Genomic DNA, 14,019 nt, shown 5'->3' on the forward strand with positions numbered 1-14,019 from the left:
GATTCCTCCTCGATAACGACCTTAGTGTCTCCCCGCGGGGTGACGGTCCACGCCATACCATGTGGTGGCATGACCGAACAGCGACTCCCCGCAGCCATGCCCGAGAAACCCACACTCGACGGCTTGGAGGCGGTATGGGTAGCGCGCTGGGAGGCCGAGGGCACCTATCGGTTCGACCGGTCCCGGGGCAGGGACGAGGTCTACTCCATCGACACCCCGCCGCCCACCGTGTCCGGGTCCCTTCACGTGGGGCACGTCTTCTCCTACACGCACACGGACACGATCGCCCGCTACCAGCGGATGCGGGGGCGCGAGGTCTTCTACCCGATGGGGTGGGACGATAACGGCCTGCCCACCGAGCGCCGCGTGCAGAACCACTTCGGCGTGCGCTGCGACCCCTCCATGCCGTACGACCCGGCCTTCACGCCGCCGGAGAAGCCGGACGCCAAGCGGCAGGTGCCGATCTCGCGCCGCAACTTCATCGAGCTGTGCGAACGGCTGACCGCCGAGGACGAGAAGGCGTTCGAGGAGCTGTGGCGGCGCCTCGGCCTGTCGGTGGACTGGTCGATGACCTACGCGACCATCGACGCCAATGCCCGGGCGGCATCCCAGCGCGCGTTCCTGCGCAACCTCGCGCGCGGCGAGGCGTACGTCGCCGAGGCCCCGACCCTGTGGGACGTGACGTTCCGCACGGCCGTGGCCCAGGCCGAGCTGGAGGACCGGGAGTGGCCCGGCGCCTTCCACCGCATCGGCTTCGAGCGTGCGCCGGACGACGGCATGGTGTGGATCGAGACGACCCGGCCCGAGCTGATCCCGGCCTGCGTGGCGCTGGTCGCCCACCCCGACGACGAGCGTTATCAGCCGTTGTTCGGCACCACCGTCCGCACCCCGGTCTTCGGGGTCGAGGTGCCGGTCGTGGCCCACCACCTCGCCGAGCCCGACAAGGGCTCCGGCATCGCGATGATCTGCACCTTCGGCGACGTCACCGACGTCACCTGGTGGCGCGAGCTCGACCTGCCCACCCGGCCGGTGATCGGCTGGGACGGCCGCCTGCTCCCCGAGCCGCCCCACGGCGTGCCCGCCGAGCCGTACGCCGAGCTGGCCGGGAAGACGGTGCACAGCGCGCGCGAGCGCATCGTGGAGATGCTGCGCGAGTCCGGCCACCTGGACGGCGAGCGCGCAAGATCCAGCGGCCGGTCAAGTTCTACGAGAAGGGCGACCGGCCCCTCGAGATCGTCACCACCCGGCAGTGGTACATCCGCAACGGCGGCAGGGACGCCGCACTGCGCGCCGAGCTGCTGGAGCGCGGCCGGGAGCTGGAGTGGCACCCGCCGCACATGCGGGTCAGGTACGACAACTGGGTGGAGGGCCTGGCGGGCGACTGGCTGATCTCCCGCCAGCGGTTCTTCGGCGTGCCGATCCCGGTCTGGTATCCGCTCGACGCCGACGGCGAGCCGATCTACGAGGCGCCGATCGTCCCGCCGGAGTCGGCGCTGCCGGTCGACCCGTCCAGCGACGTGCCGCCCGGCTTCTCCGAGGACCAGCGGGGCAAGCCGCTCGGCTTCACCGCCGACCCCGACGTCATGGACACCTGGGCGACCTCCTCGCTGAGCCCGCAGATCGCCGCCGGGTGGGAGCGCGACGACGACCTGTTCCGCCGGGTGTTCCCGATGGACCTGCGGCCCCAGGCCCACGAGATCATCCGTACCTGGCTGTTCTCCACGGTCGTGCGGGCACACCTGGAGCACGGCGGGCTGCCCTGGCGGCACGCGGCGATCTCCGGGTGGATCCTCGACCCCGACCGCAAGAAGATGTCGAAGTCCAAGGGCAACGTGGTCACGCCCATGGGCCTGCTGGAGGAGTACGGCTCCGACGCGGTCCGCTACTGGGCGGCGAGCGGGCGTCCCGGCACCGACACGGCGTTCGACACCGGGCAGATCAAGATCGGCCGCCGGCTGGCCATCAAGATCCTCAACGCGTCGAAGTTCGTGCTCGGCTTCCGGTCCGAGGGCGGCGGCGAGGTCACAGAACCGGTCGACCTGTCCATGCTGGCCGCGCTGGGGGCGGTCGTCGCCGAGGCCACCGAGGCGTTCGAGGCGTACGACTACACCCGGGTGCTGGAACGGACCGAACGCTTCTTCTGGTCGTTCTGCGACGACTACGTGGAGCTGGTCAAGGCCCGCGCGTACGACGGGGACGCCTCGGCCGTCGCCGCGCTGCGGCGGGCGCTCGACGTGCTGCTGCGGCTGTTCGCGCCGTTCCTGCCGTTCGTGGCCGAGGAGGTCTGGTCGTGGTGGCGGGAGGGCTCGGTGCACCGTGCCGCCTGGCCGTCCCCCGACGAGCTGCCCGAGGCGCGGCGCGGCGACCCCGCGGTGCTGGACGCCGTGGCGGAGGTGCTCCGCCGGGTGCGGCGGGCCAAGTCCGAGGCGCGGCTGTCGATGCGCGCCGAGGTCGCCCGGCTGACCGTGTCGGGGGACCGGGCGGACCTCGTCCGGCCGGCCCAGGACGACCTGTGCGCGGCCGGCAACGTCGAGGAGTTCGTCCTCGAACCCGGTGACGGCCCGCTCGACGCGGTCGCGGAACTGACCGCGTGAGGCCATTGCCGGCCACCGCCGCGCCCGAGTGGTGACGACGGTGGCCGGTGACGGCTTGGGACGTTCCAGGGCATTTCGGCGCGGCGACGCTCCATGGAGGAGGACCTGCGGCGAGACGACCACCACACCCGGGTAAAACGACTGCGCGTCCCGCCCGCCGACATGCCAGGCTGGATCCGTGATCCCGTCTAACCGCAGTACCACGGAAAGGGTTCCGCCGACGCTGGCCACGATGGCCGCGTGGAGCTGGCGGCTGTTGCTGCTCGGCGGGATGATCTACGTCCTGTGGCTGATCATCCAAAGGATCAGCTTCGTCGTCATGCCGGTGGTGGTCGCGCTGCTGCTCGCGGCCCTGCTCCACCCGCTGACCCGGCGGCTGCGCTCCGCCGGGCTCCGGCCGATCTACGCGACGTGGATCACGATGCTGCTCGGCCTCGCGCTGATCGTCGGCATCGGCTTCCTTATCGGCGTGCGGGCGAACGAGGAGTTCCCCCGGCTGGTCCTGCAGATCCAGGTGACCGTGCGCAACGTCCAGGACTGGCTGCTGCACGGCCCCCTCCATCTGAAGGAGGCGCAGATCGCCGACTTCGTGGACCAGCTCAGCAGCCAGGTGACCCAATACCGCAGCCAGATCACCAGCACACTGCTGAGCGGCGCCACCGCGGTCGTCGAGGTACTCACCTCCATCGTCCTGATCCTCTTCGTGACCTTCTTCCTCCTGAAGGACGGCGACCGGATCTGGGCCTGGTTCCTGCGCGCCTTCGGCGGCGCCGCGACGCGCGTCGACAACGCGGGCCGCGCCGCCTGGGCGACGATCTCCCACTACGTGCACGGCACGGTGGCCGTCGCCGCCATCCACGGGCTCGTGATCGGAGTGGTGCTCGCGGGGATGCAGGTGCCGCTGTGGGCGCCCCTCGCGGTGCTGGTCTTCGTGGCCAGCTTCATCCCGATCGTCGGCATCCTGTTCGCCGGCACCATCGCGACGCTGGTGACCTTCGGCTCCCGGGGCTGGTTCCTGGCGCTGATCTTCGTGGGCATCCTCGTGGTCGAGCAGCAGCTGGAAAACCACGTGCTCCAGCCGCTCATCGTGGGCCGGGCCCTGGAGTTCCACCCGCTGGCGATCATCCTCGTCCTCGCGGTGGGCGGCGTGCTCGGCGGCATCGCGGGCGCCGTGGTGGCAGTGCCGCTCACGGCGGTCATCTACCGCGCGCTGCCCGAGCTGCGCCGCGGCGGCCGGCCATCGAGCCCCCGGCCGAAGGCGGCCCGCCCGGCGCCGAGGAGGCCGGAGCCGGGGACGTGCCCGCGCACCCGGAACCCGGCGCCGCGGAGCCCGCGCCCTCTCACGCGTCCCAGCCCGCCGCCTCAGCGCACAGCGAGCAGAGTGAGCAGAGCGGACAGGGCGGGCAGGAGCCGGAGACGGCGCGCCCGTCCTCCGGAGCGGGAGAGGCGGTGTCCCCCCAGCGCAACGGGTAGGGTCTTGCCTCATGAGCGACCGAATCAGGGAACACGTCGAGGCCGCCCGATGAGCGTCGAGATCCTGATCCACCGGCTCGACCCGGACCTTCCGCTCCCGTCGTACGCCCATCCGGGCGACGCCGGGGCCGACCTGTACGCGGCGGAGGACGTGGAGTTGCTGCCCGGCGAGCGGGCGGTCGTGCGGACCGGTGTCGCCGTCGCGCTGCCGGACGGGTACGCCGCCTTCGTCCATCCGCGTTCGGCCTGGCGGCCCGGCACGGTGTCACGCTGGTCAACGCGCCGGGAACGATCGACGCCGGCTACCGGGGCGAGATCAAGGTGACGATGATCAACACGGACGCCAAGGACGCGGTGCGGTTCCGGCGCGGCGACCGGATCGCCCAGCTCGTCGTCCAGCGGGTGGAACGGGCGGCGTTCTACGAGGTCGACCGGTTGCCAGGCTCCGTACGGGGCACGAACGGGTTCGGCTCGACGGGGAGCTGACACCGCGGGGCCCGGGAAACGGGCCACGATGCGAGGAGAGTGAGAGAAGTGTTGCGACGCCGGCGACGCGCGGAGGAGGAGACCGCACCAGCCGTCGTGCGGGAGGAGAGCCCCGCCCCGGCGCGGACGGCGGGCCCCTGGGACGCCGATGACGACTATCCGGAGGCCGAGCGGGTGGACCTGGGAGGCCTGCGCCTGCCCGTCGGTCCCGGATTCGAGATCCAGCTCAGCATGGCGGGCGACCAGGTCGACGGTGTGATCGTCCTGGTCGAGGAGAGCGCCCTGCAGGTGAACGCCTTCGCCGCGCCCAAGCGCAGCGGGATCTGGGACGAGGTGCGGACCGAGCTCGCCCGTGAGGTGGTGGCCGCCGGAGGCTCGGCCGAGGACCGCGACGGGCCGTTCGGCCCCGAGATCGCGGCAGAGGTGCCCGTGCAGGGCCAGACGCAGGCGCGGCAGCCGGTGCGCTACCTCGGCGTCGACGGGCCGCGCTGGTTCCTCCGCGCCGTGATCAGCGGCAGGGCGGCGGTCGACCCGGAGGCGGCGCGGATCCTGGAGGACGTCGTGCGCGGCATCGTCGTCGTGCGCGGCGACGAGCCGATGCCGCCCAGGGAGGCGATTCAGCTCCGGCTGCCGCCGAGGCCCGGCAGGCCGTGGAGGAGCAGCAGGGACCCCGGCGGGAGGAGCTCCGGCCCTTCGAACGCGGTCCGGAGATCAGCGAGATCCGCTGACGCTCGTCCGGTGCGCGCCGGTTGACCGAATCGGGAGGCAAGCCCTGCCCTGACCGTCCTTCTGGCCCGTGGGCGGCTCACGTATGCTGCGGTGGGAAACGACCGGCCTAGGCTGGAGCCAGGACGACGAATCCCCACGAAGGGGATCGCGAGCGAGGAAGCTGGGTGAGTGACCGATGGGCACGCCGGAGCCTGCCAGACGCGGCGGACTGCGGGGCTTCTTCCGAAGGCTGACCACCAGCCAGGCCGAGCTGGAGGCCGCCGAGCTCCAGGAGGACCTGGAGCAGCAGGGGGCCACTCCCATCGCCCGGTGCGGTGAGCGTCAGCGTACGTGCGTGGCGGGCACGCTGCGCACCGTGACCCTCCGCCCGCGCGGCGGCGCCCCCGCCCTCGAGGCGGAGCTGTACGACGGGTCGGACGTGATCGACCTGGTCTGGCTCGGCCGCCGGAAGATCGCCGGCATCGAGCCGGGCCGGGTGGTGCGGGCCGAAGGGCTGGTCAGCGTCCAGGACGGCCGCAAGGTGATGTTCAACCCGCGCTACGAGCTACGCCCGGCCGGTGGCCCTTGATCTCTCAGGAGACCGTATGAGCACAGCGGACATGACGGCCCCCGGGGCACACGCCACCGTCGAGGCGGCGGTTCGCGCCCAGATGAGCAAGGCGCTGGGCGGCAGGCGCGGGATCGTCGAGGCCGCGGTGCCCACACTCGCCTTCACCGGCACGTGGATGGGCACCAACGAGCTGAAGACCTCGCTGATCGTCGGCATCGCCTCTGCGGTGGTGCTCCTGCTGGTGCGGCTCGCGCAGCGCACGACGCCGCAGTTCGTGCTCAACAGCCTCGTCGGAATCGGGATCGGCGCGTTCTTCGCGGCCCGCACCGGCGACGCCAAGGACGTGTTCCTGCCGGGGATCCTCTACAACGCGGCCTACGCCGCCGGCATGCTGCTGTCGATCGTGGTCCGCTGGCCGATCGTGGGCTTCCTGATCGGCTCGGTGACCGGCGACCCGACGGCCTGGCACAACGACTCCGCGCTGGTCCGGCTGTGCTCGCGGCTCACGTGGCTGCTCATGCTGCCCTGCCTGCTGCGGGTGGTGGTCCAGCTGCCGCTCTACTGGGCGGACCAGGTGACCGCCCTCGGCGTGGCCAAGATCGCCCTGGGCTGGCCGCTGCAGGTCGCGGGGCTGGCCGCGATGGTGTGGGTGCTCGCCCGGGGCCGCACCCCGATCGAGCCCGGTCTCCAGCCGCCCGCGCAGCCGTCCGTCTGACGATCACGTGAGAACGACTCAGGCCCCGAGCCGCGTGCCCGGGGCCTGAGTCGTGTGCGGGTCAGGGACGTTCGTGGGCCGACAGCAGTTCGGTGAGCTCGTGCTCGACCTCCTGGCTGGCCACGAACAGCAGCTCGTCGCCGGCCTCCAGCGGGTCGTCGGCCGAGGGGACCAGCACCCGGCCCTCGCGCAGGATCGCCACGAGGGCGGCGTCCACCGGCCACGGCACCGAGCCCGCCCGCTGGCCGACCACCGGGGCGTCCTCCGCCAGCGTGAGCTCCACCAGGTTGGCCTGGCCCTGCCGGAAGGTCATCAGCCGCACCAGGTCGCCGACGCTGACCGCCTCCTCGACCAGGGCCGACAGCAGGCGCGGGGTGGAGACGGCGACGTCCACGCCCCACGACTCGTTGAACAGCCACTCGTTCTTGGGGTGGTTGACCCGGGCGACCACCCGCGGCACGCCGTACTCGGTCTTGGCGAGCAGCGAGACCACGAGGTTGACCTTGTCGTCGCCGGAGGCGGCGATCACGACCTGGCAGCTGTTCAGCCCGGCCTCGTCAAGCGAGGAGATCTCGCAGGCGTCGGCCAGCAGCCACTCGGCGCGCGGCACGCTGTCGATCTTTATCGCGCGGGGGTCGATGTCGATGAGCAGGACCTCGTGGCCGTTCTCCAGAAGCTCCGCCGCGATGGAGCGGCCGACGGCTCCGGCGCCGGCGATGGTGACGCGCATCAGTGCTCCTCGTCGGACGGCGGGGCGGACAGCACCTTGTTTATGCGGTCCATGTCGTTCTCGGCGGCGACCAGGTGGAGGAGGTCGCCCTCCTGGAGGACGGTCGCGTCCTTCGGCACGAGCGCCTCGCCCATGCGGTTGACGAAGGCCACGCGCGCGCCCGTGACGTCCTCGATCACCCTGGCCCGGGTGCCGATCCAGCCCTGGTGGAAGGCCACCTCGGCGAGGACGACCGTACCGGTCGGGTCCCGCCAGAGGGGTTCGGCGCCCTCGGGCAGCACCCGGCGCAGGATCTGGTCGGCGGTCCAGCGGACCGTCGCCACGGTGGGGATGCCGAGCCGCTGGTAGACCTCGGCCCGGCGGGGGTCGTAAATGCGGGCGACCACGTTGTCCACGCCGAACATCTCCCGCGCGACCCTGGCGGAGATGATGTTGGAGTTGTCTCCGCTGCTCACGGCGACGAAGGCGGCGGCCGAGGCGATGCCGGCCTCTTCGAGCACGTCGCGGTCGAAGCCGATGCCGGTGACCCTGCGGCCCCGGAAGCCGGCCCGCAGCCGCCGGAAGGCCTGCGGATCACGGTCGATCACGGCGACCGAGTGCCCGTTGTCCTCAAGGATGTGCGCCAGGGTCGAGCCGACCCGTCCGCATCCCATGATCACAATATGCATGCTCCCCCGCCGTGGGTTGTGGCGGTCTCCTAATGCAGACAGTATGTCGCCAGTGCCGGACACCGCATGACCCGGGCACGGCCCCGGGGGACTAGGCTCAACAGACGTGTCGAAGGTGCCAGATCTTGTCAAGCGGCTCCTCGTGGGGCGGGCTCTGCGGAGCACCCAGCTCCACCACCAGCTGCTGCCCAAGCGCGTGGCACTGCCGGTCTTCGCCAGTGACGCGCTGTCCTCGGTGGCGTACGCGCCGCAGGAGATCCTGGTCATCCTGTCTATCGGCGGGGTCGCCCTCTACAGCGTCAGCCCGTGGGTCGCGGCGGGGGTCGTCCTCGTCATGCTCACGGTGGTCGCCTCATATCGGCAGAACGTGCACGCCTATCCCAGCGGCGGCGGCGACTACGAGGTGGCCACGACGAACCTGGGACCGACCGCGGGACTGACCGTCGCGAGCGCCCTGCTGGTCGACTACGTGCTGACCGTGGCGGTGTCGGTCGCCAACGGCGCCGACTACGTGGGCGCGACGATTCCCTTCGTCGCCGAACACCGTCCACTGGTGGCGATAGCCATCGTCGTACTCTTGACGATCATGAACCTGCGTGGCATCCGGGAATCGGGTGTCGCGTTCGCCGTTCCCACCTACGCCTTCATGATCGCGGTCATCGGCATGGTCGCGTGGGGCCTGTTCCGGCTGATCGTGCTCGGCGACGACCTGCGCGCCCCGACCGCCGACTACCGGATCATCGGGGAGCAGGCCAATCTCGCCGGGTTCGCGATGGCGTTCCTGGTGCTGCGCGCCTTCTCCTCCGGCTGCGCGGCGCTCACCGGCGTCGAGGCGATCAGCAACGGCGTGCCGGCCTTCCGCAAGCCCAAGAGCAAGAACGCCGCGACCACGCTGCTGATGATGGGCCTCATCGCGGTCACGATGTTCAGCGGGATCATCTTCCTCGGCCTCAAGTCCGGGGTGAAGCTGACCGACCCGGCGATCGTGGCCAGCAACGTCATCATCGACGGGCACCCGGCCGGGCCCGGCTACTACCAGCAGCCGATCATCGCGCAGGTCGCCTCGGCCGTCTTCGGCCACGGCTCGTTCCTGTTCGTCGTGATCGCCGCGGTGACCGCCCTCATCCTGTTCCTGGCCGCCAACACCGCGTTCAACGGTTTCCCCGTGCTCGGCTCGATCCTCGCCCAGGACCGCTACCTGCCGCGTCAGCTCCACACCCGGGGCGACCGCCTCGCGTTCAGCAACGGCATCGTCATCCTCGCGGCCGGTGCCTGCCTGCTGATCTGGGCGTTCAACGCGGACGTGAGCAAGCTGCTCAACCTCTACATCGTCGGCGTGTTCGTCTCGTTCACCCTCAGCCAGATCGGCATGGTCCGGCACTGGACCCGTCACCTGAGGACCGAGACCGACGCGAGGGCGCGCTTCCGCATGATGCGCGCGCGGGTGATCAACGGCTTCGGCGCGGTCATGACCGGGCTCGTGCTCGTCGTCGTCCTGGCGACCAAGTTCACCCACGGCGCGTACATCGTCTGCATCGCGATGCCGGTGCTCTTCCTCATGATGAAGGGCATCAGGCGGCACTACGACCGGGTCGCCGAGGAGCTCGCCGCGCCGGAGGGGCACGAGGTCGACGAGTCGCTGCTGCCCGCCCGCAACCACGCGATCGTGCTCGTCTCGAAGATCCACAAGCCCACGCTCCGCGCGCTCGCGTACGCCAGGGCCACCCGCCCGTCGAGCCTGGAGGCCGTGACCGTCAGCGTGGACGCCGACGAGGCGAACAGGCTCAGGGAGGAGTGGGACCGGCGCGGCATCGAGGTGCCGCTGAAGATCCTCGACTCGCCGTACCGGGAGATCACCGGCCCGGTGCTCGACTACGTGAAGTCGTTGCGGCGGCGCTCGCCGCGCGACGTGGTGACGGTCTACATCCCCGAGTACGTGGTCGGCCGCTGGTGGGAGCACCTCCTGCACAACCAGAGCGCGCTGCGGCTCAAGGGCCGGCTGCTGTTCAAGCCCGGGGTCATGGTCACGAGCGTGCCGTTCCAGCTCGCCTCCTCCGACCGTCTCAAGGGCCGCAGGGAGCCGGCCGCTCCCGGCGCCTCCCGCCGCTCCTACCAGCCCCCATCGAAGGACACGCAGGTCAAGGCATGACCGACACGAAAGAGGCCGACATGGGCGGCGCACGGCTTGAACTGACGGTTGACGCCGTCGCCAACGGCGGCTGGTGCGTCGCCAGGCACGAGGGCCGGGTGGTCTTCGTCCGGCACGCCCTGCCCGGCGAGCGGGTCGTCGCCGAGGTCACCGAGGAGACCGCGCGGTTCCTGCGGGCCGACGCGGTCGAGATCCTGGAGCCCTCACCCGACCGGGTCACGCCGCCCTGCCCGTTCGCCGGCCCCGGCCGCTGCGGGGGCTGCGACTGGCAGCACGCGACGCTGGAGGCGCAGCGCCGGCTCAAGGCCGACGTGGTCGCCGAGCAGTTCCGGCGCCTGGCGGGCCTCGACCGCAAGGTCGTGGTCGAGGAGGTGCCGGGGACGGAGGACGGCCTCGGGTGGCGCACCCGCGTGCGGTTCGCCGTGGAGCGGGACGGCACGGCGGGGCTGCGCAAGCACCGGTCGCACGAGATCGAGCACGTCACCGAGTGCCTCATCGCGCACCCCGGCGTCGAGGAGGTCGGCGCGGAACGCCTCGCGTGGCCGGGGGCCGCCTCGGTCGAGGTGGTGGCGGCCTCCGGCGGCGACCGCGCCGTGATCGTCGAACCCGTCCCGCGCCGCCGGGCGGCCATCCCGGACGTGGACGCCGCGGTCCTGCTCGACGAGGGCAGGCGGGGCACGCGCGCGCTGCGCGGCCGGGCCTCCCTGACCGAGCGGGTGGGCGAGCGGGACTTCCGGGTCACCGCGAGCGGTTTCTGGCAGGTCCACCCGGGCGCGGCGGCCACGCTGCTCGGCGCGGTGCTCGACTTCGGCCGGCCGGAGCCGGGGGAGTGGGCGCTCGACCTCTACTGCGGCGCCGGCCTGTTCGCCGCCGGGCTCGCCGAAGCCGTCGGCCCCGAGGGCGCCGTGCTCGGCATCGAGTCCGAGCCGCAGGCGGCGCAGGACGCCCGGTTCAACCTGCGTGACCTGCCGCAGGCGCGGATCGAGCGGGGCAGGGTCGAGGAGGCGCTCGACCGGCTGCGGATCGAACGGGCCGACCTGGTGGTGGCCGACCCGCCCCGCGCGGGTCTCGGCCGCCCGGTGGTCGAGCGCGTCGCAGGCCTGGAGGCCTCGCGCGTGGTGTACGTCTCGTGCGACCCGGCCACGCTGGCCAGGGACGTCGCCTGGTTCGGCGAGCACGGCTACCGGCTGGAGGACCTGCGGGCCTTCGACCAGTATCCGATGACCCACCACGTGGAGTGCGTGGCGCTCCTCGTCAGGGACTGAGCCCGGAGCCACCTCACGGGTGGGGGCGGGACATCCCCGCCACCAGGAGGTCCGCCAGCCTCCGGACCGCCACGGCCGCGCTCTCGGGCGAACCGGCGCGGAAGGAGGCGATGGCCCTCAGGCCGATCCTCACGTCCTCGACCGTCAGCTCGGGACGGACACCGCCCGCGCTCCGGGCGCGCTCGACGAGCCGCTCGAGCCCTCGGGCCTGCGCGCGGCGCTGTCCGGCGAACGCGGCGCCGGCCGGGTGGGAACCGAGCAGCGCCGTGTTCAGCCCGCGGTGCCGCACCTGGTGTTCGGCGAACCTGTGGACGGTTCCGTGCAGCGCGCGCCAGGGGTCGGGGTCGTCCAGGGCGGCACGCATCTGCGCGCGGCACACGGTCACCTGCTCGGCGAGCACGGCGCCGACGAGGTCCTGTCGCGACGGGAAGTGCCGGTAGACGGTCGCGACGCCCAGGCCGGCACGCCGGGCGATCTCGTGCACGGGCAGGTCCAGCCCGTCCGCGGCGAACGCGGCACGGGCGACCGCGACGATGTGCCGCCTGTTGTGCTCCGCGTCCGTCCGGGGTTTCCGAGTCAATGTCGTCCGCGCTCCTCTCACTTCCCGCGATCCGAGCCGGCCGCTCCGTTGTGTCCGCCTAGCGTGGTCGACGGCCAGTCGGAAACAGCCGGATAGGTGAATATGTTCCCGGATGCGAAAATGTTTGCAGTACAGTTCGACCGGTTCGGTCCCCCCGAGGTCCTCATGGTCGGGGGGGTTCCCCGAACCTCACGCGGGTCCCGGCGAGGTGCGCGTCAGAGTCAGGGCCGCCGGGGTCGCCCCGGTCGACCTCGCGCTGCGCTCCGGCACCTCGCCGTCGAGCGGACGGCTCCCCCTGCCGCACATCCCCGGCGTCGACGCCGCCGGGGTGATCGACGAGGTCGGCGCGGACGTCACCGGGTTCGCCGCCGGGGACGAGGTCTTCGGCACCGTCGACGTCTCGCGGCTGGGCGGCGCCGCCGCCGAGTTCGCCGTGCTGGCGTTCTGGGCCGCCAAGCCGCCCTCGATGTCGTGGGAGGAGGCCGGCGCCGCAGGCACGAGCGTCGAGACCGCCACCCGGGCGCTCGACAGGCTCGGCGTACGCGTGGGAACGACGCTCCTGGTCGACGGCGCCTCCGGCGGCGTCGGCAGCGTCGCCGTCCAACTGGCGGCGGCCCGCGGCGCGCGGGTGATCGGCACGGGCCGCCCCGAGAACCACGCGTTCATCGCCCGGCTCGGCGCGGTCCCGGTCTCGCACGGGCCCGGGCTGGCCGAGCGCGTCCGCGCTCTCGTGGCCGGAGGCATCGACCTCGCGCTGGACATCGCCGGGCCGGCTCGCTTCGCGAACTGATCGCGATCACCGGCACGCCGGCGTCGGTCCTCACCATCGCGGACTTCACCGGCCCCGAACTCGGGGTCGGCATCTCCCTCGGTGAGCTCGGCGGCGAGCCGGACGGGCGGCACGGTCTCGCCCTCGCGGCCGCGCTGTCGGAGGAAGGGCGCTTCCGCGTTCCCGTGCGGGCGGTGTTCCCCATGGCCCGGGCGGCCGAGGCGCACGCGGCCGCCGCGCGAGGGCCACGGCAGGGCAAGGTCGTCCTCGCGGCTCCGCCCGCTCACGGCGGGTGCGGCTGAGGTGTCGCCGCTGGGCGGCGGCCGGGAAGCGACGGGGCGCCGGTCAGGGGGTGGGGTAGCCGTCCGGCGTGGGATGTGATCTCGTGACGGGTGGGGCCGCTGAGGCCGACCCCGCGAGGATCCGCAGGACCTGCTCCGAGGGACGGGCGCCCCGCACGGACAGCCAGGCCAGGCCGTTGCGGGCCCGGAACGCCGCCAGCCGCGCCGCCTCGCCCGGCCCCAGGTCGCGGGAGCCGGCGAGGACGGGCGCCAGGCCCATGCGCCGCCACGTCGCGTCCGGCGTGACGCCCAGCGCCGCCGCGATCTGCGGGCGCGCCGCCCGGGCGGCCACGGCCAGGCCGTGGAGCGCGGTGGGGCCGGACCCCATCGGCACGAGCAGGCCGACCGACTCGATCTCCACGCCCGCCTCGCGGGTGATCCGCAGCGCCTCCCGGTCGGCGAACCTCAGGCCGTCCTGGGTGGCGGGAAGCGTGAACGTCACCCGGAGCGAGCCCGCCCCGCCGGTCGGTCCTTCCCGGGTCCGCGCCTCGCGCTGCAGGCGGGCGAGTACGGCGGCGCGGCGGCGGGCGACCGTCTCCCCGGCCGTGCCGGTCGCTGCGGCCGGGCCCGTCTCCGCGGACGGGGCCGCAGGCTCCGTGGGCTCGATGTCGACGCCGGGCGGGTCGAGCGCCGTCACGACGTGGCGGTAGGCCGCGAGCAGCCGGGCCGGGTTCTCGCAGGTGACCGACAGCTCCTGCCCGTACGGCCCGCCGAACGCCGGCCACACCTCGCCGCCGTCGGCCCGCAGCCGTCCGATCCGCGCGGCGACCGGATCCCCGCCCCGTGGGCCGCCCCGGCCCAGCGGGGGACTGCAGCCGGCCGGGGCCTGCCACGACATGGCCGATCGCGAACGAGCGCACCCCCGCCCGCAGCAGTTCCGGACGAGGCTCCCCTGCGGCGTCGAGGAAGCCCCGGTAACGGGCCACGGGCTCTCCGGCGGGGGGAGCGGCGGCGGGCGGGGTCGCGCGGC

9 protein-coding genes and 4 pseudogenes are annotated in these 14,019 nt (G+C 72.7%); 9 read left to right on the top strand and 4 right to left on the bottom strand.

Going from position 1 to position 14,019, the window contains the following annotated elements; genetic code table 11:
• Window positions 1-69 precede the first annotated feature (69 nt).
• The 6 genes and pseudogenes from valS to B1L11_RS33485 all read left to right on the top strand — a co-directional run bounded on the left by valS (window position 70) and on the right by B1L11_RS33485 (window position 6,547).
• Window positions 70-2,594: pseudogene (gene valS, locus B1L11_RS33460) on the top strand (valine--tRNA ligase).
• A gap of 319 nt (window positions 2,595-2,913) precedes the next feature.
• Window positions 2,914-3,750 (top strand): annotated as a pseudogene (locus tag B1L11_RS33465) (AI-2E family transporter); the annotation flags it as partial.
• A gap of 366 nt (window positions 3,751-4,116) precedes the next feature.
• A pseudogene (gene dut / locus B1L11_RS33470) lies at window positions 4,117-4,553 on the top strand (dUTP diphosphatase).
• A 48-nt stretch (window positions 4,554-4,601) separates the two neighbouring features.
• Window positions 4,602-5,306, top strand: coding sequence for a DUF3710 domain-containing protein (locus B1L11_RS33475; RefSeq protein WP_256863110.1), 705 nt, complete (start codon window positions 4,602-4,604; stop codon window positions 5,304-5,306).
• 151 nt (window positions 5,307-5,457) lie between these two features.
• Window positions 5,458-5,850, top strand: a complete 393-nt coding sequence (locus B1L11_RS33480) for an OB-fold nucleic acid binding domain-containing protein (protein ID WP_030505482.1) — start codon at window positions 5,458-5,460, stop codon at window positions 5,848-5,850.
• A gap of 16 nt (window positions 5,851-5,866) precedes the next feature.
• Complete coding sequence (locus B1L11_RS33485; protein WP_079319351.1) at window positions 5,867-6,547, top strand: DUF3159 domain-containing protein; 681 nt, start codon at window positions 5,867-5,869, stop codon at window positions 6,545-6,547.
• A 61-nt stretch (window positions 6,548-6,608) separates the two neighbouring features.
• Here the strand turns inward: B1L11_RS33485 and B1L11_RS33490 are convergent, their stop codons facing one another.
• Both B1L11_RS33490 and B1L11_RS33495 read right to left on the bottom strand, forming a co-directional pair.
• Window positions 6,609-7,277 carry a TrkA family potassium uptake protein gene (locus tag B1L11_RS33490; RefSeq protein ID WP_079319352.1) on the bottom strand — a complete coding sequence of 223 codons (669 nt, stop codon included), beginning with the start codon at window positions 7,275-7,277 and terminating at the stop codon, window positions 6,609-6,611.
• On the bottom strand, window positions 7,277-7,945 hold the full coding sequence (locus B1L11_RS33495) for a TrkA family potassium uptake protein (RefSeq protein ID WP_079319353.1): 669 nt from the start codon (window positions 7,943-7,945) through the stop codon (window positions 7,277-7,279). Before B1L11_RS33495 ends, B1L11_RS33490 begins: the two co-directional genes overlap by 1 nt.
• 106 nt (window positions 7,946-8,051) lie before the next feature.
• On the opposite strand from B1L11_RS33495, the gene B1L11_RS33500 reads away from it, so the two are divergent.
• Window positions 8,052-10,094: an APC family permease gene (locus tag B1L11_RS33500; protein ID WP_079319354.1), complete on the top strand. Its 2,043-nt coding sequence runs from the start codon at window positions 8,052-8,054 to the stop codon at window positions 10,092-10,094.
• Complete coding sequence (locus tag B1L11_RS33505; protein ID WP_079319355.1) at window positions 10,091-11,359, top strand: class I SAM-dependent RNA methyltransferase; 1,269 nt, start codon at window positions 10,091-10,093, stop codon at window positions 11,357-11,359. Before B1L11_RS33500 ends, B1L11_RS33505 begins: the two co-directional genes overlap by 4 nt.
• 13 nt (window positions 11,360-11,372) lie before the next feature.
• Here B1L11_RS33505 and B1L11_RS33510 read toward each other — a convergent pair whose 3' ends face one another.
• Window positions 11,373-11,939, bottom strand: a complete 567-nt coding sequence (locus B1L11_RS33510; protein ID WP_079319356.1) for a TetR/AcrR family transcriptional regulator — start codon at window positions 11,937-11,939, stop codon at window positions 11,373-11,375.
• A gap of 120 nt (window positions 11,940-12,059) precedes the next feature.
• On the opposite strand from B1L11_RS33510, the pseudogene B1L11_RS55430 reads away from it, so the two are divergent.
• A pseudogene (locus B1L11_RS55430) lies at window positions 12,060-13,010 on the top strand (NADP-dependent oxidoreductase).
• Window positions 13,011-13,053: 43 nt separating this feature from the next.
• On the opposite strand, the gene B1L11_RS33520 reads toward B1L11_RS55430, so the two are convergent.
• Window positions 13,054-13,887, bottom strand: a complete 834-nt coding sequence (locus tag B1L11_RS33520; protein ID WP_079319357.1) for a hypothetical protein — start codon at window positions 13,885-13,887, stop codon at window positions 13,054-13,056.
• Window positions 13,888-14,019: the final 132 nt, after the last annotated feature.

The organism is Microbispora sp. GKU 823 (assembly GCF_002027145.1).
GTDB lineage: Bacteria > Actinomycetota > Actinomycetes > Streptosporangiales > Streptosporangiaceae > Microbispora > Microbispora siamensis.

Bases quoted from the DNA above. Each gene is read 5' to 3' on its own strand.
- B1L11_RS33480 (WP_030505482.1), top strand. From the start codon at position 5,458: ATGGGCACGCCGGAGCCTGCCAGACGCGGCGGACTGCGGGGCTTCTTC.
- B1L11_RS33490 (WP_079319352.1), bottom strand. From the start codon at position 7,277: ATGCGCGTCACCATCGCCGGCGCCGGAGCCGTCGGCCGCTCCATCGCG.
- B1L11_RS33485 (WP_079319351.1), top strand. From the start codon at position 5,867: ATGAGCACAGCGGACATGACGGCCCCCGGGGCACACGCCACCGTCGAG.
- B1L11_RS33505 (WP_079319355.1), top strand. From the start codon at position 10,091: ATGACCGACACGAAAGAGGCCGACATGGGCGGCGCACGGCTTGAACTG.
- B1L11_RS33495 (WP_079319353.1), bottom strand. From the start codon at position 7,945: ATGCATATTGTGATCATGGGATGCGGACGGGTCGGCTCGACCCTGGCG.
- B1L11_RS33520 (WP_079319357.1), bottom strand. From the start codon at position 13,887: ATGTCGTGGCAGGCCCCGGCCGGCTGCAGTCCCCCGCTGGGCCGGGGC.